We start from the raw sequence: 19,905 nt of genomic DNA, 5'->3' as shown, positions 1-19,905 counted from the left end.
TAAGCGTGTTGAAATTGAAAAATCCGGGGACAACAGCGATCGGAAGAATGATCCGTCCATGCAGCCGTAACTTTTTCAGTGGCCACCCGAGGCGAGGGTGGTTTTTTGGTTTTTCCAAAATGAACCTTTTTGAGGCTCAAATTGTTACTATGGAAACAAGGGAAAGGGGTGAGAGGACTTGACCGAGAGGGAGCTGTTCGAAATGTACCGGAAGGATATTTACAGAACCTGCTATTACATGCTTCGCCGGGCGGCGGATGCGGAGGATGTATGTCAGGAGGTGTTTATTACGGTATTCCGGCATGATTGGCGGAAGGTGGAGTTTTTGAAAACCTGGCTGATCAAAATAGCAATGAATCATTGCATTAATCATTTGAGAAAAGAGAACCGCTTCATACATAAGGTGAACATGTGGAACCGCATGGTCCGATTCACGGGAAGAGAAGAGAAATTGACGGAAGTCATCGTGGAGGAGAAGGAAACGGTGGTGGAATGGCGGGAGCTGATGCAGCAGCTGCCCGTTAAGATCCGGGCCGCAATCTCGCTTCGTTATTTGAATGAATGCAGCTTAAGCGAAATCGCAGCCATATTGGACATACCCGTAGGTACGGTGAAGTCCAGAATAAACAAAGGTTTAAAGCTGATGAAAAGTCTCATCGGTACTCATGTCCAGGAAAGGAGGGGTAAGGATGAAGCCTCAGGAGAAGCAAAAGCAAATGACTACTCCGTTGTTCAACGATGAGGATCAGCTCATCTATCCGGATTTTGAAGCGATGTGGGAACGGATTGAACCCCATGTACCCGACTCGAATGAGCAGCTGCTTCCTGTAGCTCATCCTCCCGTACCTGGGCGAAGGCATGCATGGAGAACGGCTTTTATCGCCGCTGCGGCTGTGCTGGTATTGGCGACTCCCGTATTTGCAGCCATCAGCTACAATTGGGATGCCTTTCTTTTCAAGAATGGCGGGATTCGTGCCGCTTACAATCAAGGGCTGGGGCAATCTGTCGAGAAGTCGCTGGCATGGAATGGTGTGAAGCTGACCGTTCATACGGCGGTTGTGGACGATAATCGGATGGCGCTTTTGTTCAGCGTCAGTGCGCCCAGGATGAAGTCCGGCGGACTCGCCCAGTTTGGGGAGATGTCACTCAGAACCGTGGACGGACAGAACGTCGAAGGCAGACAGAGGCTCATGTGGGATGGGGATAACAACGTTTGGCGCGGGACGTTCGAAGCTCAATGGACACCGGAAACGACGGAAGCAGATGTTCAGTTCTTGGCTCAAAACCTGCGTTTGTATTCGGCTGCGGAGCGGCAGCTTGCTTTTCAACCTTCGAATAGCGAGATGCAGTCGTTTGATATAAACCAAGACGGGATTCAGCGCATAGCGATTCAACCGTTCGTGCAAGGGGATAAGGTCATGCTGGTGTCCCACGTATTCTTCAGCGACCCGTCCGTCCAGACTTGGCCCGCTATTGGGATTTATAAGGGGAATTCGCCGGTGAGCGAAGCCGCACATGGATTTTACGGCAAGCCGGGAGAGCAGGGAGAATACACGGTTCAGCAATTTTTTAAAATGGGGGATTTGGCAGATTCGTCCCTAGCCTACAAGCTGTTATATACGAAAAAAGACCAAGAGGCAGATAACGAGTGGTCTCTGGATCTGCACCTGAATAAAGAGCAGATGAAGAGCGGGACTCAAGCACATGAGCTGGATGTACCCATCGAATCCGGTGCCGGGAAAATGACGTTGAAGCAAATGATTGTCACTCCAACGCAAGTTCGGCTCAGGGCGTTCCATGAAAAAAATCAGCCGCTCATTTTCAAAAAGCATCATTTGGAGATTAACGGACGGGAAATTCCAAACGGAAATACGTACCAGCCGCAAGGCCCTGAAGAAACGGACTTTTATTTTGACGTCCCGCCGGATGTGAGAATAACGGAGCATACACCGATCGCTCTAGTCATGAATTATGAGGTGGTAGAGCACAAGGATAACAAAACTCCCATTGTGTTGAAGGATATAAGCAAGGAGAGAAAGACGCTTACGACACAGGTGGGAGGATATTCGGTCCAATGGACTTACTACAGTCAAGATGGAAGCCTTTATGTGCAAAGTGAATCGGCCGATCCGCGTTTCGGCGGAGTCAATCAGACGTACATGCTCCGGGGCGGGGAGTCGATACCAGGGAGACCGGTGACGACCAACTTTACGGGGGACGGAAACAATCAGAACCTCGATGAATATAAGGATTATCAGGATACAAGCGCCGAGATCTATATGTACTCGTATTTTACCGACAATCCAGAGAAGGGCCTGCGGGTGGAGTTGAATAAATGAGGAATGAACCCTGGTGGAAGGATTTTCCTTATATTTCATAGAAGAACTTATGGACAGAAGGTAAAATCAAACTTGGAAGCTAGGGGTGTCGAGGGTGGCTGCAACAAAATATGCATACTCATTATACGATGATCTGGAGAAGCTTGATTTAGGCAAGTTTGAGGCACGGGTGGCTGAATGGAACGGAAAAAAGGCGCTCTATCTGGAGAAGATGAACACGGCCGTGTTTCTTCGAGAGGAGGTTCCGTTCTCCTCGTTCCGGCTTAGAATCCGCCCTGACTTTGTGAACATTCCGGTTCAATGGAACGCTGGAGTCACTACGATTCGTGCGGAATTAACGCAGCATGAGTTTTTCGGATGGGGCCTTGCCCTTCGAACCGGCTTATCTCCTAAGGGTTAGAGCGGCGCAGCCACGATTTATATCTTGAAAATGACTGGAAGCGGCCATGCGAGGCTTGCTTCCTTTTTTAGCTCGGACCGATCTGCTTCCTGTTTCTTCCTATGCATGATAATGATGCGAGTGACGAATATTATAAGCGAGATAGAGTGACTTTTCCTAAAAAGGTGGGAAATGACGATGCTGTATAACCTGCTGGCAGTTGTCGCTGTCATCTGTATTATCGGGTTTATTGCCTCCATCGCTGCCATTCGTAAGCAGAAGAATCATGAATACGATAAGGGAATGGATGCCGTAACCACAAAACATAATGTCATAGCCAATCCCGGGATTTGGGCGTATATTTTGTTCCCGGTCATCATTGTTGTCGTTTCCTTGCTGGTTATACATTACTACGGGGGGTAGCATATGGACAAGAGAACCTATTACGTATCGGTTCAAGGGAAGACGATTATGTACAACCAAGGCGATGCGGCATACGAGTTTGAAATTGAAGCGACGGAAGAGGAAGTGGATACGCTTCGGGAGCTTTTTGAAGAGATGGAGGACTTCGAAGAAGGGACCTTTATCCGTTCTCACGTGCTGGCTATCCCGTATCACCATGATCGAGACAATGATGGCGCGGATTATGCGCTGAAAAGTATTTATGCCCTGCTAAGTCAATTAGGCACGCCAGAAACGAAAGAGCAAATCTCCAAGATTGATCTTGACCATATCGGAAGCTGGAGTTGACATCAAACATGCAATTGACGTCTTTGTTTCATTACACCGTGGAGACGGCTAAATCGGTGCAGGAAGCGATTGCTTCGCTTGGGGCCAGCCTGCAGGAGGAAAAGTTCGGGATTCTGTGGCAGTTGAACATGAAGGAAAAGCTGAATGAGAAGGGCTTGGATTATGACCCCAATTATTATATTCTGGAGGTTTGCAATCCGGTCGAAGCGAAGCGGGCCCTCTCCGAAAATCCGCTGATTGGCTATGTGCTTCCCTGCAAGATAACAGTGTATGAAAAGGATGGCCGAACGAGCATCGGCCTGCCCCGGCCTACGGCTCTCCTCCGTCTGGCTGGAGGAGAAGCGATGCAGCCGTTGGCCGAGGATGTGGAACAAAGATTGATCCGCTGTATCGACAGAAGTCTATGAATACAACGCAAAAAAACACCCCGAACTCCGGTGAAGTACCGAGAGCATTCGGGGTGTTGCGTTTAATAAGAAAATCCGGTGATCGCCACGACGGCCGGGCGAGGCACCTTGCTGCCGGGACGACTGGCCCAGCTGCTGGTCGGATTGTTGCGATTGACCGTGTTAGCTCCCGGATGCTGCACAGCAACGAACATGGAACGCTCGTCCGGTGCAAAGCATGGACCGGCAAACGCCGCATCGTTCGGAGCGGATGCGAATTGCAGCACTTTGCGCTTGGAGGACACGGGGGAGACGATAGCGAACAGCCCGTTGTTTTTGAATTCGGCGTAGGCGCCTTGATTCATCTGGCTCGGCGGCATGTGGGTTGTGACCCACAAGTTGCCGAGATGATCGGTGATCAAGCTGTCCGGGGAGCTGAGCTCGCCTTGGCGGCCTCCGCTGAGGACCGTTTCCAAGCTGAATTCCAACGCTCCGTGGTCGCTATCCTTCTCGACAAGACGGCTGATGTGTCCGTGCAGGTTGCCGTGCCGCGCATTGTTCGTATGGGTAATGAACAAGGTGCCTTCCTCCGGACTAATCTGTACGGTTTCCGGCCGATCGGTCGGTGTAGCTCCGAGGATCAGCGCGGCCTCACCCGCATAGACGTACACGTCGGCTTGCTCCTTAAACAGCTCCAGCAGCTCTTCTCTCGTATATTCGATGGAAGCGGGCAGGCTGAAATGCAGATCATTCAACGCTTCGAGCACCGCATCGATGGTTAGAGCTACCCAGCGTCTCTGCACGAGGTCCGCCGCATAGAGCGTCCCTTCCGTCAGCAGCTCCGAGTTGGCGGTTCCTTTAGCCACCACGTAGGTTCCCTTACTTATGTATTTATAAATGCAAGCATAAGCTGCACCGTCTCCCATGTAGACGACAGCTTGTCCCTTTTTACCAAGGGTCATGGCAATACTGCCGTGTTGAAAACGTCCCAGTGCCGTGTGCTTGCGAAGCTTGAAGCCGGCATCGAAAGGATCGGCCTCCGTTACCCAGCCATAGTGCGTCTGCGGCAGTCCGGCATCTCTGCTTGGCTCCGCGAAGCTTCTTTCCCCTGTCAGCTGTGTTCCCCACAATGTTTTGCCGCCGGAACCGTTACCTAACGTTCCCTGCACCCGGCTCACGCCATGGACAGACCGTGCGCTTCGGGCAGGTCCCGTCAATTCGAATGCATCCAGCCCTGTAATTCTGCGGCCATAAGGGGATGTGGTGTCGAGCTTCCACGTTCCATCCGTATCCCGATATATACCCAGTATGGAAGCCCCCTGATTGTATAGCAGCTTCTGTGTTTGTGCCGTGCTGTAATGTCCGTTCTTGGGTTCCCCTTGTACCCATAAGGCGTCCGCCGACTCATGATTCACCCATAGCAAGCCGTTGACCGATGACCCTTCGATAGGGTGGAAGCAGGTGTAGCTGTTATGAAACCCGAATGTATCGCCTTTTGCATTGATACGATCCCCGTATGCAGCCAATATCTGCGAGGAAAACCCTTTGGGAAGCACCAGCTCGTCTGAATCGGAGGGCTGGATGAGTCCCGGAGAGCGGGTCAAGGAATCGCTGGAGTAAGAAAAAAGCGCCTCCGGGTTCTCCTGTGCTTCGGCCTTTCCGCTGAAAAGACCAAGGCCTGAAGATGCGGCAAGCAGGGTGGCGGTTCCGGAGCCGACATAGGCTAAGAATGATCGCCGGGAAATAGGCTTGTTTTCGTTCATCATTATCCTCCTTTGGACCTGCAATTTAATAATAGCTTGATTATTTTATATGAAAACTTCTCTAGTAAAGGGGAGGCTACAACAATTATAATAGGGAGAAGAGCTTATGTATATAGTTTCCTAGTGTGGTGTGAAGAGGTGAGTCATGCTTATTTTAACAACGGCGACCCCGGACGATGAATCTTTTTTACTAGAGTTGTACAGCAGTGTCCGGAGTGAGGAAATAGATGCATTCGGTTGGAATGAAGCCCAGAAGCAGGCTTTTCTCGGAATGCAGTTTCAAATGCAGCAGCGCTCCTACCGGATGCAGTATCCCGACGCGGAGCATCGGATTGTACGGCTGGACGGCCGGCCGATAGGCAGAATCATGACCGCACGCCTGCCGCAGGCTAACGTGCTCGTGGATATCTCCCTGCTCCCGGCTTACCGGAACCGGGGCTTGGGAACGCAGCTTTTGCGCGAGCTTCAAACCCAATCGGCTGCCGAGGGGAAGCCGTTGCAGCTCCATGTCTTGAGGGGGAATCGCGCCAAAGGGCTGTATGAGCGTCTTGGTTTTTCGCAGACCGAGGCGGGGGAGATGTATGAAGCGATGGAATGGCAGCAAGCGAATAAGTAAATGAAGGAGGGAAATGACGTCAATGGAGTTTTTTTCAGCAGCAGCCTTTCGGGAGGCAATACATACGGAGTTCAGGATTGGGTTAGAAGGTGGAGCCGTGATATTGCGGCTTGAGACCATCGAGGAGCTGGCGATACGGTCTGACGTAGAACAATTCTCGCTATTGTTAAAAGGACCGCTGGATCCATTCCTTCCCCAGCAGATGTATCGGCTGCAGCATGAACAATTAGGTGAGCTGGACCTTTTTGTCGTGCCGATCGGACGGGAGCAGGATGGTTTCAAGTATGAGATAGCATTTAATCTATTGCGGGAGCCAAAGGAGGAATAAGAGATGTCACAACCCTATGTAGGAGAAATTCGTATGTTTGCGGGCAATTTTGCTCCTGTAGGCTGGATGTTTTGTGAAGGGCAGATACTGTCCATTTCGGAAAATGATACCTTGTTTAATCTTATCGGAACTACCTACGGCGGAGACGGCCAAGAGACCTTTGCGCTGCCGGACCTGAGAGGACGCGTTCCGATTCATCAGGGAACAGCGGCCTCGAGCACGACCTACACCATCGGTCAGAATGGCGGAGCGGAGAATGTAACGCTGACGGTGAATCAGATCTCTCCGCACAATCACGCGATGATCGGACAACCGAAACGAGGCAATACCAATAGTCCTAAGGACGCGCTCTGGGCGAAATCGACGTTGAATCAATTTACTTCCGCGCCCTCTTCTCTTCAGCAAATGCATCCCGGCAACATCGCACTTGCGGGGGGCAGCCAACCGCATGATAACCTGATGCCTTACTTGACGATCGGTTTTATCATTAGCCTGTTCGGGATCTATCCGGTGCAGGGCTAGCTATGAAGCACATATCGGGCCTTTCGGCTTGCAGCTTGCGTAGTTGTAGATATGAAGGAGGAAGAATGGATGTCAGAACCGTATCTTGCCGAAATCAGGCTGTTCAGTTTTATTTACCCGCCCAAAGGCTGGGCTTTGTGCAATGGTCAAGTGCTGCAGATCAACCAGAATCAGGCTTTGTTCTCGCTGCTGGGTACAGCCTACGGGGGGAATGGCATGACCACTTTTGCGCTGCCTGATTTAAGGGGCAGAGTGCCTGCAGGAATGGGGACCAAGATCATGCTGGGGGCTTCGGCCGGTGAGGAGGCGCACACTCTTACTATAAATGAGCTGCCACCGCACTCACATGCCGTGAACGGGAGTAAGAATATTGCGAATTCTACTACAGCAGCTAATAGTACATGGGCAATAACGGCGGCCAGCTCCTACAATGTGCAGGGCGCTGTGAATACAGGGCTTAACGCAGCAGGTTCTGCTGCGCTTGCGAATACGGGCGGCGGGCAGCCACATTACAATATGCAGCCGTTTTTGACGCTTAATTTCTGTATTGCGCTGCAAGGTATTTTTCCATCGCGGAATTAATTAGGAGGGGACCTTATTATGTCGGATCAATTTGTTGCGGAAATCCGTCTTTTTGCAGGTAATTTTGCGCCAACGGGCTGGGCTTTGTGCAACGGTCAAATTCTCTCTATCTCACAAAATACGGCGTTGTTTTCCTTGCTGGGCACAACCTATGGCGGAGACGGCAAGTCGACCTTCGGCTTGCCTAATTTTATGGATAGAGTACCTGTTGGCGCAGGCCAGGGATCAGGACTTTCCGACTATGTCTTAGGGCAATCAGACGGCTCGGAATCGGTCACGCTACTGCAGAATGAAATGCCGTCCCATCGGCATACTGTTATGGGCGATAACACGGTGGGCACACAGGATGCTCTTGGTGGGGGAATTTGGGCCAACACGCCCGGGATCAACGCATATGATGCCTCTGTGCCCACGGTAGCTATGAGCAGCTCTGCCATGTCGGTAACGGGCGGGGGCCAGCCGCATAACAATATGCAGCCTTATCTCGGTTTGACGTTTATTATTGCCATGCAGGGGATATTTCCGCAAAGACCATAAAATTGGGAATAGATGAAACGGTGAGAGGAAAGGGGGAATCATGATGCTGGCAAATACATACTCGTTTACAGCTACGGACGGGAATAACAGGCGGGAGCGGCTTATGGTCTTTTTGAAAATCAGCTGCTTGCTGCTGGCGCTTGCAGGCGTCTCTATGCTCATGGCTTCGCAAGCTATGGCGGCCACCTTTACGGTAGATAATACGTCCGATACAACGGGCAACTGCTCTGCCGCAGGGCAATGTACGCTGCGTACAGCCGTTCAGCTTAGCAATACTGTGACGGGTCCGAATACGATCAATATTAATCCCGGGACGTATGAGCTTTCCTCCGGGCAGCTGAACATTACAAAAGACGTAACCATCTCAGGAACGAATGGAGATCCGGCCACAACGGTCATTGACGGGCGAAATTTATCCCGGGTCTTCGCAGTTTTTCCGGATGGTGGAACATTGTTGAGTCCTAACGTCACCTTCCAGGGGGTTACCATTCAGAACGGTAAAGCTTCTCCGGACTCGTACGGGAATGGGGGAGGGGGCGTTTCCGCTGAGCTTACAGCGGGGAAAACGCTGACGCTCTCCAATAGCATCCTAAAAAACAACATGGCAAAGAACGGAGCGGGAGCCGGGTACGGCGGTGGTCTGAACGTGACAGGGCCGGCAACGGCGAAGGCGGTGATCCAGAATACGTCCTTCCTATCGAACACGGCGGGCGAACGCGGGGGCGGCTTGTACCTTGAAGGGGATTTGAACATCCAAATCAATCAGGCCACAGTTACCGGGAATACTTCCAGTGCGGAATTGGGTGGGGGCATGGCGATATTAGCTGCATCCTACAACTCACAGGGGACCGTTGCCATCACGAATAGCACGTTCTCTCAGAATACGGCGTCCGGGTCTTCGGATGATGGGATCGGCGGAGGCTTGTACCTGAACGCTGTGGCAGCGATTAGCGATACGTCTTTTACAAATAATACCGCGAACAGTGACGGCGGAGGCATGTACCTCACTTATTTTTATTATGATAAAGAGGCTTCGCTTACGAATGTGACCTTTACGGGTAACACGTCGACAGCTGGCAATGGGACGGGGCTGCTTATACAAAACGGGAACCCTGACCTGAGCAATACGAAGTTTGAGAATAATACCGGTCTTACAGCATCAAAACAGTTGGACGGTAACACGATGCCGATAACGCCTTTAACCCCGGCGAGCCCGATGAAGACATCGGACAATAACAATTATGCAGGCGGGGTTTGGACGGCAAAAGATGTGACGATCGCCACCGATGCTTCGATTGATGGAGGACTGACGTGGAACAAAGGTCCGATTCAGGTGGCGACCGATGGAAATTATGCAGCCTGGTTGAAGCTCAAGGACAGCCTGGGCAACGCGGTGATACAGCAAACGCAGGTGATGCTTGATAAAACGAAGCCGTCCGTTAGCGTCAGCTTGACAACGAACGGCCAGCCTTACACCGATGGCACATGGGCGAAGGGGGACGTTTCGGTTGGGGTGACGGCGGCAGATGGGACAAGTGGTCTGAAGTCCAAAGAGTATTCCCTCAACGGAGGCAGCACATGGACAGCCTTGGCAGACAATACACCTATTGTCCTTTCTACGAACGGGGTATTTGCGTTACAAATCAAGGTTGTAGATAATGCAGGAAACGTAGAGCAGCAAGATTTCACGATAAAAATCGACAAGACACCTCCAGCGCTGTCCGTGAATATGACGTCGAACGGAGCGGCGTATGTGAGCGGAAGCTGGACGAACCAGCCGGTAACGCTGCAGGTGAGTGCATCGGATAGCGAAACAGGACTGGCCGCTCTGCAATATTCGCTGAATAATCAGCCCCTGACGGATTATACGGTACCTGTGGTACTTTCAGCGGACGGTACGTATCAAGTGAATGTTGAAGCTACGGATCAGAGCGGGAATAAGTCGCAGGTGGAAGCTACGATCCAGATCGATACCGTGAAACCCGATTTGTCCTTAAAGCTGACAACGGGAACAGGAGATTATACGGACGGTACATGGAGCCGGCAGTCAGTGACGGTGAAGGCATCCATTACACAGGATACGGGAAGTGGGATCAGCTCGTATCAATACTCCTTGGACGGGGGCGCCAACTGGACCGCTTATACGGGCGATATTAGTCTGGCCACAGATGGACAGTACGCCGTTCTAGTGAAAGCAGCAGATAGCGCAGGGAACCTTTCCCAGGAAACTGCCAGTGTAAAAGTGGACCAGACGGCACCGAACCTCGGCGCTGCTATAAAAACGTCCAGCGGAGCTTCTTATGTCAACGATACATGGAGCAAGGAAAATGTGACGCTGGAGCTGCAGCCTGGTGATGCAATGAGCGGAATCGCATCGGTTGAGTATTCGTTGGATGACGGGGGGGCTTGGACAAATTATTCCCAACCGGTAACGGTAACGAATGGAGTGTACAGCATGAAGGCTCGCGCCACAGACCTTGCAGGTCTTGTGACGGAAGCCAGCTGGTCGGTCAAGATCGACTCCATTGCTCCTAGCCAAACCGTCACCTTGACAGACGGAGGCGGGCATGCGTATACGAGTGATACATGGGTGAATCAGCCCGTTACCATCTCGCTTGAAGCCAACGACGAGAACAGCAGCAAGGCCCCATTGAAACCGGATCAACAGTATTCATTGGATGGCGGAACAACATGGAATCCTTATTCGGCAGCGGTCACAGTAACGGAAGGCGTGTACTCTGTCAAGGTACAGGCCGCTGATGCAGCAGGCAATGCTACGGGAAGCTCGTTCATCCTGAAGGTGGATCAGACCGCTCCAAGTCTTACGGTAACCATGACAGCAGGCGGACAGCCGTACAATGGAGGGACTTGGACGGCCCAGGATGTCACGATTCAGGCTGCAGCGGCTGACAGCCTTAGCGGGTTAAGCTTGCTTCAATACAAGCTGGCTGATGGAATGAACTGGAATGATTATACCGGGGCTATCACGGTTACGACAGAAGGAGCCCATGCCGTTCAGTTTCAGGCGTTGGACCTGGTAGGTAATACAGCTAGCGCCAAGGTAGATATAAACATTAGTAAATCCGTGCCAACGATTGTGTTGGGTCTAGTTCCCAACACGGTTACGAATGGAGATGTTAGCGTACGGATAACCCCAACGGTGTCCGGCGATCAGCTTGGAAACACGGTAACCCGGGTGAAATATGCGCCGGGGGATGAGCAGGCCTCTTTCTTTAGCTCAGGCGGAGGACAAGATATCCCTCTGAACTTGATGAAGTTTGACGTACACGATAACGGTGCTTACACCGTATATGTTCAAGATGCGGCCGGCAACGAAGCGGTACAGAAGGTCGACATTACACAGATCGTGCGCGATGTGCCGCTGCTTCAGCTCACTTTCTCGCCGGGAGGGTTAACGAATGGCGATGTTACCGTATCTATCACGGCGACGGTATACGGGACCCTTCAAGGCAACATGCTTTCCCAGCAAAAATGGGCGGATGGAACCCGGGATACTGCGTATTTCGCAGCAGCGGGTACGGATGTAGGTGCCGGCAGCAAGTTCACAGTCAGTGCCAACGGAATGTACACGGTATTTGTAAAGGATATCGCAGGTAATGAAGCTGTCGGAACCATCGATATTCAGACAATCAGCTTGACGAAGCCTTCGATTGTGCTTAGTGCAGCACCGGTTGGCCCTACGAACGAGCAGGTGACTATCACCGTGGCTTCAACCGTTTACGGTAGTCCAAATGGTATTGATACGATCCGTTGGGCGCCGGGTCACCTGGATAACAGCTACTTTGAGGGCGGTAATGGTACGGGACTTGGCAGCAGCAGTTCTGTGAGCTTTACCGTTACGGAGAATGGTGAATACTCTGTCTATGTTAAGGATACGGCAGGGAATGCCGCTACCCAGCGGATCAACGTAACGGAAGTCAATCACGCACCGGTCATATCCGATCATACGGTTTCTGGAACGAAGGATACCGTATTAACCTTCCGTGCGGAGGACTTTCCATTTACGGATGTCGATGGAGATGCGATCGTGAAGATCAAGCTGAACAAGCTTCCTGATATCGGCAAGCTCTACTTGCATAATAACGAGATAACGGTGCTGCAGGATGTCTACCTCGCGGATTTGTCTTATCTTACCTTTAGTCCGGCTGCGGGCTGGTTCGGCGAGACGGCCTTCGAATGGTACGGCTTCGATGGAAAGTCTTACGCTAAAGCCACGGCGACGATGAAGATTAGTATAGGTCAAGGCAACTTGCCGCCAAGCGCGGCAAAGGTTCAGCTGACTACAGCTGTGAATACTGCGGTTCAGGGCAAGCTGCTAGGCCAAGATCCTGAGAGTGAGGATTTAACTTACAGTTTAGAGCCACAGGGTAAATTAGGTGCGTTTACGCTAATAAATAGTTCTACGGGAACATTCGAATTCAAGCCCTATCCGGATGTGACAGGCACCGAAACGGTAACCTACTCGGTGTATGACAAGCACATGAACGCCGCTTCCGGCATCGTGGAGGTGACGATCACTCCAAGGGGAGCGTCAAGCCAGGCTGAGCTGACGTCGCTTTCGTTATCGGCGGGACCGTTAGTTCCGGCGTTTAACCCGCAAGTATTGAGCTACAATGTAAGTGTAGCGAATGCGGTGTATGCGACTACGGTGACAGCGGCTGTATACGAGCCGCATGCTAAGCTGTTCATCAACGACTTGGCCTTAGCAAGCGGCCAAGAAAGTAATCCGGTCATGCTGCAGGAAGGCTTCAACACGATTGTGGTGAAGGCTGTGGCGGAAGACGGCAAATCAACGGCTTCCTATACGATCACTATATATCGTGAACCGACCCGTACTTCGCGTCCGAATAAGGGCTCCGGCTCCTCGGGTCAAGTACCGGCACCTGATCCGGCAACAAACTTGACCGGACGATTGAACGGAAAACCGGTTGAAGATTTGGGATCCATCGTAACGGAACAAGTGAATGGTCAGACCGTCACTACGGCGACATTGGATAGAGACAAAGTGAAGGAACAGATGGAGCATTCAGGGTCAAAACCGACGGTTACGGTAACCATACCAGGGAACGTAGATCGTGCCATCCTGAATATGGATGCCGGTACCGTAAGCATGCTTCAAAACAGCCAGGCGACTGTGCAGCTTCAGTCCAATCTCGGCGGGTACACATTGCCGCTTGGTGCCTTGAGTTGGGATACGATCGCCGCACAGCTTGGTGCTCAAGCCAACGCTGCTGATATTCGTCTAAGTATCACCATCTCGAAGGCTTCGAACGAGCTGGTAGCCCGGGCGCAGCAGCAGGCGAAGTACGGGCAGTATGCGATTCTGATGCCGCCGGTTAATTTTACGGTGACTGCCATTTATAAAGACAGAACAACCGAAATTCATCTCTTCAGCGGTTTGGTGAGCAGAGCGCTTCCGATCTCTGCCGACGTCAACACCAACCGGATTACGACAGCTGTAGTTATCCTCGAAGATGGCACCGTCTATCATGTACCGACGCGTATCGTGAACCAGGCCGGACAATTCTTTGCTGAGATCAGCAGCTTAACGAACAGCACCTACGCGATCATCTCGAACTCCAAAACGTTCGAGGATATGACCGGTCATTGGGCGCAGCGGGAAGTGAACGAGATGGCCTCGCGCATGATCGTGCAGGGGGTAGCCGCAGGGAAGTACAGCCCGGATACGCAGGTCACTCGGGCAGAGTTTGCGGCCATTGTCATTAGGGCCTTGGGTCTCTCGGACAGAGGCCAAACAGCGGGAACGTACCACGATGTCCCTGCTTCGGAATGGTACGCAGGAGCTGTTGCTCAGGCCAGCGCATTCGGCTTGGTTAGCGGCTACGAAGACGGGACCTTCCGTCCGAATCGGACCATTACGAGAGAAGAAGCGCTTGTTATTATCGCGAGGGCTTCCAGATTGGCAGGACGCGTGGTCAGCTTGAATACCGCGGATCCGAAGTCAATCTTGTCCGAATTCCGCGATCAAGGGGAAGTCGACGACTGGGCGCTGCAGGAAGCGGCCCAAGCGGTGCAAAGCGGCTTAATCCAAGGCAGTGGCGACGGCTTAAAGCCAAAAAGTGAAATTACCCGTGCGGAAACGGCGGTTACCTTGTACCGGCTGCTGGTTCAGTCCAAGCTGATCGACGGGTAACCTATGCAGCACAGCGGCAGTATGGCTTTAGCTGATTGCCAATGGACATGACGGCTGAGGCAAGCGTTGGCTCTATGAATAGAAAAAAAGCATCGACCCCTTAGGGAGGCTGCTGAAAAGTTACGGCTGGGTGTACGGATCATTCTTACGAACGCTTACGCTTCTACAGAATGTTTCCGTCCACTCCGCTAGATTTTCAGCGGCCGCCCTCCCAAGTGGGTCGGTGCTTTTTTGCTGTCGTGTTTCATGGATATCGCACGGATTCTTCTACAGGCCGGAGGAGCACATTTATTCGACACACAAAGAGCCACTCGTGACTTTTGACAGTCAAGAGTGGCTCTTTGTGTGGTTCAAGGGGCCTACATTTACTTGGCAGCGGATGTAACCAACTGCTCGTTGCTTTTCAACAAATCGTTGAAATTCAACGGTCTGCGGCCGCCTTTATCGCTCAATCCGGATCTTGGTGGAAACATGAGTGGTCCCTCCTTTCCGAGTACTTATTTCCTTCAGAATACCATGTGGAAGAAAATGGGGCAATAGCTTTTTTACTTGGGACTCAAATATTGAAGAAGCTTAGGGAAGTCTGTCGAGAATAGGTCCTCAGTCCCGTGATAGCCCTCCCTTTGACCGATAATATCGGCAAATTTGGAGTACAGCCGTTTCAGGTAGGCGTTGTCAGCCAGGGCGCAGAATTGGAACGTTCGGACCAGGGGATTCTCCTGCGCAATATGAGCTGCAAGTACGCGGAAGCCTTGTATGAACAGCCGTGTGCTGCGGTACGGCTCGAGGGTAATGGCGGAATCGACAAAGACGATGTCGCCGTTCGGATCAGGCTCATAGCCTTCCGAGAAATATCGGTATTGCGCCCAACCGATGACTTCGCCCGTCGGCAGCGACAGAAGCATGATATGGGAGGTTTGGATCGTTTCAAGCGCATGCATGAGAGCATCGGACAAGGAGAAGCGCCTGCTGAACTCGGAGCGATAGCGGACGAAGAACAGCGTGTACTGGACAAAATCGTCATCCGTTTTGCACAGGTGGTATTGAAAAAGCATTGGTCATGCACCTCCTAGTTTCTTCGCGCCTTTATCGTTTGCCTCACATGGGCATCAATCTCAGGGTATTGGGTCAATACGTAATAGAGAACTTTTCTTTGTAATGTCAAAAATACGCAAGGAGTGAGGGCCGTCACGTCTGCGGTTCGGGGAACATTCTCAAGCAAAGCGATTTCACCGAAATGATCTCCATCCTCCAGCACGGCCAGACGGAGGCGTCCATTTTCCGCATCGGCGGACCGTTTCGTAATTTCCACGCGCCCGCGGGCGATCAAGTAAAACTTTTCCCCCGGCTCTCCCTCATAAATGACGGTTTGTCCCACAGGGGCGGTTTCCGTGTTGAACAAACCTTTGATCTCCCGCAAAATATCCAGATCGACGCCGCGGAAGAAAGGAAGCCGCGACAGCCGCTCTTCGTCAATCTCCGCCTCCTGGCCGCTGACCGATACGGAAAGGCCGCTTTGCTTATCCCACAGCGTCCGATAAAAACCGCCCTGAGCAAGCATTTGCCGGTGCGTGCCGCTGTCTACGAGCCGGCCTTGATCGAAGACGAAAATGTGATCGGCGTGGACGATAGAGGCCAGCCGGTGGGTTACGGTGACGACCGTCCGGTTACGGGATAGTTGCTCGAAGGTTCGATTAATCGAAGCCTCGGAGATCGGATCAAGTGCCGATGTCGCTTCATCCAGCAGAAGAAGAGGCGGGTCTCTCAGGATCGCGCGGGCTATGGCCATCCGCTGCCGCTGACCGCCGGACAGGTTGCTTCCTTCATCGATCAGCAGCGTATCGTACCCGTCCGGCAGGCTGACGATATAATCGTGTATTTCCGCCTGCCGGGCGGCGCGGATCACCTCATCCAGCCCCGCCTCCGGCTTGGTGATCCGGATATTGTCCAGAATGGTGCCGCGGAACAGGAAATTATCTTGAAACACGATGCCAATCTGCTCCCGGAATGCATGCCGGTTGATCTCCTGCAGGCTGATCCCGTTCAGCCGGACGTATCCTGCCTTCGGCTCGTAAAAGCCAAGCAGCAGCTGCATCAGGGTACTCTTGCCCGATCCGCTGGAGCCGACGAAGGCTGCGGTTGTACCCGGAGGTATCCGGAGGCTGATCTGCTTTAGCACCTCCCGGTCCTCCGCATAGCTGAATGTAACCCCATCAAAATGGACCTCCGGGCTATGTCCTGGTACGATTCCGGTCTTGCTGCCTCCTGAAGCTTCCAGAGGCTCGTCAAGCAGGCTTCGGATCCGGTTCATGCTGACGAGCGCATCGGTGAAGGCCGGAATCGCGAAGGTCAGGTTGAACACAGAATTACCCATGGAGGTATACATAGTGAAGAAGGCAACCAAGGCCCCCACGGTAATATGCCCGCGAAGCGCCAAATACGACCCGACCCCGATAATGGATAAGTTGATAAGAAGCAGGCTGACCATCGGGATGCGCTCCAGCTGGGCATTCATCATGTTCCGTTTGTAGTTGATGAGGAACATCGATTGCAGCCGCTCGCTGAACTTGTCTGCCATCGCCTGCTGCAAACTGAACCCTTTGATGACCTTTTGCGCTTTCATATTTTCCTGTACATCGCTCGACAGCCGGGCGGCCTGTTCCTTGTACTCGGATTGGACAGCTTGTGCCCGACCACCCAGCAAATAAGGACCGGCAAAAATAACCGCAGCGCCGATCACAATGCAGACAGCCATGCTCCACTGCAAATAAAACAGCACGGCAGTGCTGATCAAGACGACCGAGAGCGACTGGATGCCAACCGTCAGGATCACGGTCATCGCCCGTTCAATCGCAGGCAAGTCGGCGGAGAAATAGGCCAGCAGGTCGCCTGCGTGTGTTTTTTGAAAAAAGCCGATATTCAGCTGCTGGAGGTGAGCGAACAACCGCTCCCGCAAATCGAGCTGCACCCTGGCACTTAATCGGGCCAGCGCATAGTCGCTGATGATGCCCGAGCTGACGCCGATCAAGCCGCCGATGCCCAGTGCGCTAAGAATAAGAAAGAAGTAGCGGGTGTCCTGAGGCACGATCGCCTTGTCGATCATCACCTTGAAGCTGAGAGGGGCCAATGAAACGAACGCAAGGTCCAGCAGCAAGGTGAAGAAAAAGACAACGGCCAGAGGTTTATACGGACGCATATAATAGAATAGATTACGAATAACGAGCAGCATAACGTGTTTCCCTTCCCTGGATTTCTAGACTCCAAAGTGGCTCTCATGCCGAAATTTCATTGCGTAAGCGTGCCAGTCCGCCACCGCAGCCCGGTATTCGTCGACCCTTCCGAAGGGGGTCTCGTGTACTGCACTTCGTACTGCGAGCTTGTCCCACAGTCTTTGAAGCGACGGCTGGGAAGGCGTCCGGAAGCGGACCTCTGTGACCTGCTTGTCCAGCTGGCCTATGTACTGCGTTAAATATTGAAGGCCTTGGAGAAACAGGCGGGTTCGCCGGTATTTTTCCGCCAGCAGGACGGTTTGGATTTGAATGATATGCGTATCCTGATAATCGTTCTCGCCGGTTCCGTAGATATAACCCAGAGCGCCCGCGACTTCGTCGTCCTCATCAAAGCACAGAAGCGCTTCCTCCCTCATGAGAATGGGGCTCGCTATAAAGCTGAGGGTTACGGGAAAGGAATAAGGGAGGTTTAATTGCCGGTAGTGGCGGAGCAGAAAGTCAATGTACTTTTCTTGATATTTCTCGGTTGCGCATATCGCAAAATAGTAGCTCATGTACGCCGTTGCCTCCAATCATTTGGAAAAAGTATAGCATGACTCGTTAGCAAAACAGAAGCAGATTCCGAGGATTGCCGACAGGAGTAGAGGTAATATTTTACTAGATCGACTTCTATCGACACTATTTGACATAATGTGATATTATGAGATTCTTGATAAAGTGGTAACGTAGTAAAGTAACTTGAACTCAACAAAAGGTGGTTTAAGCATTTATGAAATGTACAGCAGCTATGATAATGATCATTACCGCAGTGTTCTCCCTGCTTATCGGGTGCTCCGGGTCCAAGGGCTCCGCAGATGCAGGTAAAAAGCTTGTCATCGGTATAGACGATAAGTTTGCTCCGATGGGCTTCCGCGATGACAAGAATGAAATCGTAGGATTCGACATTGACTATGCCAAAGCGGCTGCAGCGAAAATGGGCGTTACGGCTGAATTTCAGCCTATTGACTGGAAAACGAAAGAGTCTGAGCTCAGCAGCGGACGCATCGACTTGATCTGGAACGGATACACCATTACCGACGAGCGTAAAGGAAAAGTGCTTTTCACGAAGCCCTATTTGAAAAATTCGCAGGTGGTCGTCACCCTGGCGAAATCCAACCTGACCAAGCTTGACGATCTGGCGGGCAAAGTGGTAGGACTGCAATCCTTGTCCTCCGCGGCTGACGCCTTGAATGAAAGTCCGATCAAATCGAAGCTTAAGAATGTGACCGAGTTTTCCGACAATGTTCTGGCATTAAGTGACTTGAAAATCGGCCGCGTCGATGCGGTAGTGATAGATGAGGTTGTCATTAAATATTTCATGTCCAAGGAAAAAGGCACCTTCAAGCTGCTGGATGAGTCGCTTGCACCGGAAGAGTATGGCGTTGGTGTGAAGAAGGGCAATGACGCCTTGCTTCAGAAGCTTCAAAAGGCGCTGGACGAGATGAACCAGGACGGCACCGCTGCAGCGATCTCCACGAAATGGTTTGGCGAGAATAAAGTATTGAAATAAGCAGAATTGAATCAAGATAAGACAAACGAAACGGATGACTTAGAGATCCTCTAAGAAAATTCCGTTTTGTTTTTGGGGGAATATTCAACATGTCCGCAACGACTTTACACAACATGGTCATGCCTATGCTGGAAGGGGCACAGATGACGATTCTGCTGTTTCTGATCGCCATTATCGTCTCCGTACCTCTCGGCTTTGTCCTCACGTTAGCTGTCAAAAGCGGCAGCAAACCTGTGGCCGGGCTGGCCCATGCCTATATCTACATCATGCGCGGCACGCCTTTACTGCTGCAGCTGCTGGTGATCTGCTTCGGGCTGCCGATGCTGCCGGTCGTCGGCGAATATTTGGTGCTGGACCGGTTTACCGCGGCCTGCGTCGGTTTTATTCTCAACTATGCCGCATACTTCGCCGAGATTTTCCGGGGCGGCCTGCTGGCAATCGATAAAGGCCAGTACGAGGCCTCGCAGGTGCTGGGCTTCAGCAAGTGGCAGACGACGACGCGGATTATTTTGCCGCAAATGTTCCGGGTGGTGCTTCCGTCCGTCTCGAACGAATCGATTACGCTGATCAAGGATACCGCGCTGTTGTATGCCGTTGCGGTGCCGGAGCTGCTTCACTACGCCCAGACGGCGGTGAACCGTGATTTTACGATCGTACCGTTCTTTATTGCCGGGGTCATTTATTTGATCATGACGCTCCTGCTAACCACGCTCTTCAAATGGCTGGAACGCAGATTTAAATTTGAATAA

General features: G+C 52.0%; 19 protein-coding genes. 15 read left to right on the top strand and 4 right to left on the bottom strand.

Features of this window, described 5'->3' with window-relative positions:
* The 7 genes from CF651_RS32650 to CF651_RS14160 form a co-directional block, all read left to right on the top strand.
* On the top strand, positions 1–182 hold a 182-nt coding region (locus CF651_RS32650; protein ID WP_218827847.1), incomplete at its 5' end, for a hypothetical protein.
* A complete protein-coding gene (locus tag CF651_RS14185; protein ID WP_094015522.1) occupies positions 179–742 on the top strand; it encodes an RNA polymerase sigma factor in 564 nt (187 codons plus the stop codon). The genes CF651_RS32650 and CF651_RS14185, both read left to right, overlap by 4 nt.
* The gene (locus CF651_RS14180; RefSeq protein ID WP_179232811.1) at positions 690–2,339 is read left to right on the top strand and encodes a DUF4179 domain-containing protein; all 1,650 of its coding nucleotides are present in this window, start codon (positions 690–692) and stop codon (positions 2,337–2,339) included. The genes CF651_RS14185 and CF651_RS14180 overlap by 53 nt, the downstream gene beginning before the upstream one ends.
* A gap of 94 nt (positions 2,340–2,433) precedes the next feature.
* The gene (locus tag CF651_RS14175; protein WP_094015520.1) at positions 2,434–2,739 is read left to right on the top strand and encodes a hypothetical protein; all 306 of its coding nucleotides are present in this window, start codon (positions 2,434–2,436) and stop codon (positions 2,737–2,739) included.
* Between the two features lie 177 nt (positions 2,740–2,916).
* Positions 2,917–3,141, top strand: a complete 225-nt coding sequence (locus CF651_RS14170; protein ID WP_094015519.1) for a hypothetical protein — start codon at positions 2,917–2,919, stop codon at positions 3,139–3,141.
* A 3-nt stretch (positions 3,142–3,144) separates the two neighbouring features.
* Positions 3,145–3,468, top strand: coding sequence for a hypothetical protein (locus CF651_RS14165; RefSeq protein ID WP_094015518.1), 324 nt, complete (start codon positions 3,145–3,147; stop codon positions 3,466–3,468).
* A gap of 8 nt (positions 3,469–3,476) precedes the next feature.
* Positions 3,477–3,875, top strand: a complete 399-nt coding sequence (locus tag CF651_RS14160; RefSeq protein WP_342746576.1) for a DUF302 domain-containing protein — start codon at positions 3,477–3,479, stop codon at positions 3,873–3,875.
* A gap of 62 nt (positions 3,876–3,937) precedes the next feature.
* Here CF651_RS14160 and CF651_RS14155 read toward each other — a convergent pair whose 3' ends face one another.
* Positions 3,938–5,617: a PhoX family protein gene (locus tag CF651_RS14155; RefSeq protein ID WP_094015517.1), complete on the bottom strand. Its 1,680-nt coding sequence runs from the start codon at positions 5,615–5,617 to the stop codon at positions 3,938–3,940.
* Positions 5,618–5,762: 145 nt separating this feature from the next.
* Here CF651_RS14155 and CF651_RS14150 point away from each other — a divergent pair, with 145 nt between their 5' ends.
* From CF651_RS14150 to CF651_RS14125, 6 genes are all read left to right on the top strand, one after another.
* Positions 5,763–6,233, top strand: coding sequence for a GNAT family N-acetyltransferase (locus CF651_RS14150; RefSeq protein WP_094015516.1), 471 nt, complete (start codon positions 5,763–5,765; stop codon positions 6,231–6,233).
* A gap of 22 nt (positions 6,234–6,255) precedes the next feature.
* On the top strand, positions 6,256–6,561 hold the full coding sequence (locus CF651_RS14145; RefSeq protein WP_094015515.1) for a DUF6916 family protein: 306 nt from the start codon (positions 6,256–6,258) through the stop codon (positions 6,559–6,561).
* A 3-nt stretch (positions 6,562–6,564) separates the two neighbouring features.
* On the top strand, positions 6,565–7,083 hold the full coding sequence (locus CF651_RS14140; protein WP_094015514.1) for a phage tail protein: 519 nt from the start codon (positions 6,565–6,567) through the stop codon (positions 7,081–7,083).
* A gap of 69 nt (positions 7,084–7,152) precedes the next feature.
* Complete coding sequence (locus CF651_RS14135) at positions 7,153–7,665, top strand: phage tail protein (protein WP_094015513.1); 513 nt, start codon at positions 7,153–7,155, stop codon at positions 7,663–7,665.
* A gap of 18 nt (positions 7,666–7,683) precedes the next feature.
* Entirely contained in the window at positions 7,684–8,202 is a 519-nt protein-coding gene (locus tag CF651_RS14130) for a phage tail protein (protein ID WP_094015512.1), read from the top strand.
* 40 nt (positions 8,203–8,242) lie between these two features.
* On the top strand, positions 8,243–14,377 hold the full coding sequence (locus CF651_RS14125; RefSeq protein WP_094015511.1) for an OmpL47-type beta-barrel domain-containing protein: 6,135 nt from the start codon (positions 8,243–8,245) through the stop codon (positions 14,375–14,377).
* Between the two features lie 545 nt (positions 14,378–14,922).
* Here the strand turns inward: CF651_RS14125 and CF651_RS14120 are convergent.
* Genes CF651_RS14120 through CF651_RS14110 form a run of 3 tightly spaced genes read right to left on the bottom strand, consistent with a single transcriptional unit; the run spans position 14,923 to position 18,161 of the window.
* Positions 14,923–15,432 carry a hypothetical protein gene (locus CF651_RS14120; RefSeq protein ID WP_094015510.1) on the bottom strand — a complete coding sequence of 170 codons (510 nt, stop codon included), beginning with the start codon at positions 15,430–15,432 and terminating at the stop codon, positions 14,923–14,925.
* 14 nt (positions 15,433–15,446) lie between these two features.
* Positions 15,447–17,606, bottom strand: coding sequence for an ABC transporter transmembrane domain-containing protein (locus tag CF651_RS14115; protein WP_094015509.1), 2,160 nt, complete (start codon positions 17,604–17,606; stop codon positions 15,447–15,449).
* Positions 17,607–17,630: 24 nt separating this feature from the next.
* Complete coding sequence (locus tag CF651_RS14110; protein ID WP_094015508.1) at positions 17,631–18,161, bottom strand: hypothetical protein; 531 nt, start codon at positions 18,159–18,161, stop codon at positions 17,631–17,633.
* Positions 18,162–18,376: 215 nt separating this feature from the next.
* Between CF651_RS14110 and CF651_RS14105 the strand changes: the two genes are divergently transcribed.
* Positions 18,377–19,156, top strand: a complete 780-nt coding sequence (locus CF651_RS14105; protein ID WP_094015507.1) for an amino acid ABC transporter substrate-binding protein — start codon at positions 18,377–18,379, stop codon at positions 19,154–19,156.
* A gap of 89 nt (positions 19,157–19,245) precedes the next feature.
* Positions 19,246–19,905 (top strand): amino acid ABC transporter permease, encoded by a 660-nt coding sequence (locus CF651_RS14100; protein WP_094015506.1) that lies wholly within the window; start codon positions 19,246–19,248, stop codon positions 19,903–19,905.

Origin of the sequence: Paenibacillus rigui (assembly GCF_002234615.1) — a bacterium.
Classification (GTDB): Bacteria; Bacillota; Bacilli; order Paenibacillales; family NBRC-103111; genus Paenibacillus_S; species Paenibacillus_S rigui.
The sequence above is the reverse complement of the archived record's forward strand: the minus strand, read 5'-3'. Positions and strand labels throughout refer to the sequence as shown.

Bases quoted from the DNA above. Each gene is read 5' to 3' on its own strand.
- CF651_RS14145 (WP_094015515.1), top strand. From the start codon at position 6,256: ATGGAGTTTTTTTCAGCAGCAGCCTTTCGGGAGGCAATACATACGGAG.
- CF651_RS14155 (WP_094015517.1), bottom strand. From the start codon at position 5,617: ATGAACGAAAACAAGCCTATTTCCCGGCGATCATTCTTAGCCTATGTC.
- CF651_RS14110 (WP_094015508.1), bottom strand. From the start codon at position 18,161: ATGAGCTACTATTTTGCGATATGCGCAACCGAGAAATATCAAGAAAAG.
- CF651_RS14130 (WP_094015512.1), top strand. From the start codon at position 7,684: ATGTCGGATCAATTTGTTGCGGAAATCCGTCTTTTTGCAGGTAATTTT.
- CF651_RS14125 (WP_094015511.1), top strand. From the start codon at position 8,243: ATGATGCTGGCAAATACATACTCGTTTACAGCTACGGACGGGAATAAC.
- CF651_RS14120 (WP_094015510.1), bottom strand. From the start codon at position 15,432: ATGCTTTTTCAATACCACCTGTGCAAAACGGATGACGATTTTGTCCAG.
- CF651_RS14165 (WP_094015518.1), top strand. From the start codon at position 3,145: ATGGACAAGAGAACCTATTACGTATCGGTTCAAGGGAAGACGATTATG.
- CF651_RS14160 (WP_342746576.1), top strand. From the start codon at position 3,477: ATGCAATTGACGTCTTTGTTTCATTACACCGTGGAGACGGCTAAATCG.
- CF651_RS14100 (WP_094015506.1), top strand. From the start codon at position 19,246: ATGTCCGCAACGACTTTACACAACATGGTCATGCCTATGCTGGAAGGG.
- CF651_RS14170 (WP_094015519.1), top strand. From the start codon at position 2,917: ATGCTGTATAACCTGCTGGCAGTTGTCGCTGTCATCTGTATTATCGGG.
- CF651_RS14105 (WP_094015507.1), top strand. From the start codon at position 18,377: ATGAAATGTACAGCAGCTATGATAATGATCATTACCGCAGTGTTCTCC.
- CF651_RS14140 (WP_094015514.1), top strand. From the start codon at position 6,565: ATGTCACAACCCTATGTAGGAGAAATTCGTATGTTTGCGGGCAATTTT.
- CF651_RS14135 (WP_094015513.1), top strand. From the start codon at position 7,153: ATGTCAGAACCGTATCTTGCCGAAATCAGGCTGTTCAGTTTTATTTAC.
- CF651_RS14180 (WP_179232811.1), top strand. From the start codon at position 690: ATGAAGCCTCAGGAGAAGCAAAAGCAAATGACTACTCCGTTGTTCAAC.
- CF651_RS14150 (WP_094015516.1), top strand. From the start codon at position 5,763: ATGCTTATTTTAACAACGGCGACCCCGGACGATGAATCTTTTTTACTA.
- CF651_RS14115 (WP_094015509.1), bottom strand. From the start codon at position 17,606: ATGCTGCTCGTTATTCGTAATCTATTCTATTATATGCGTCCGTATAAA.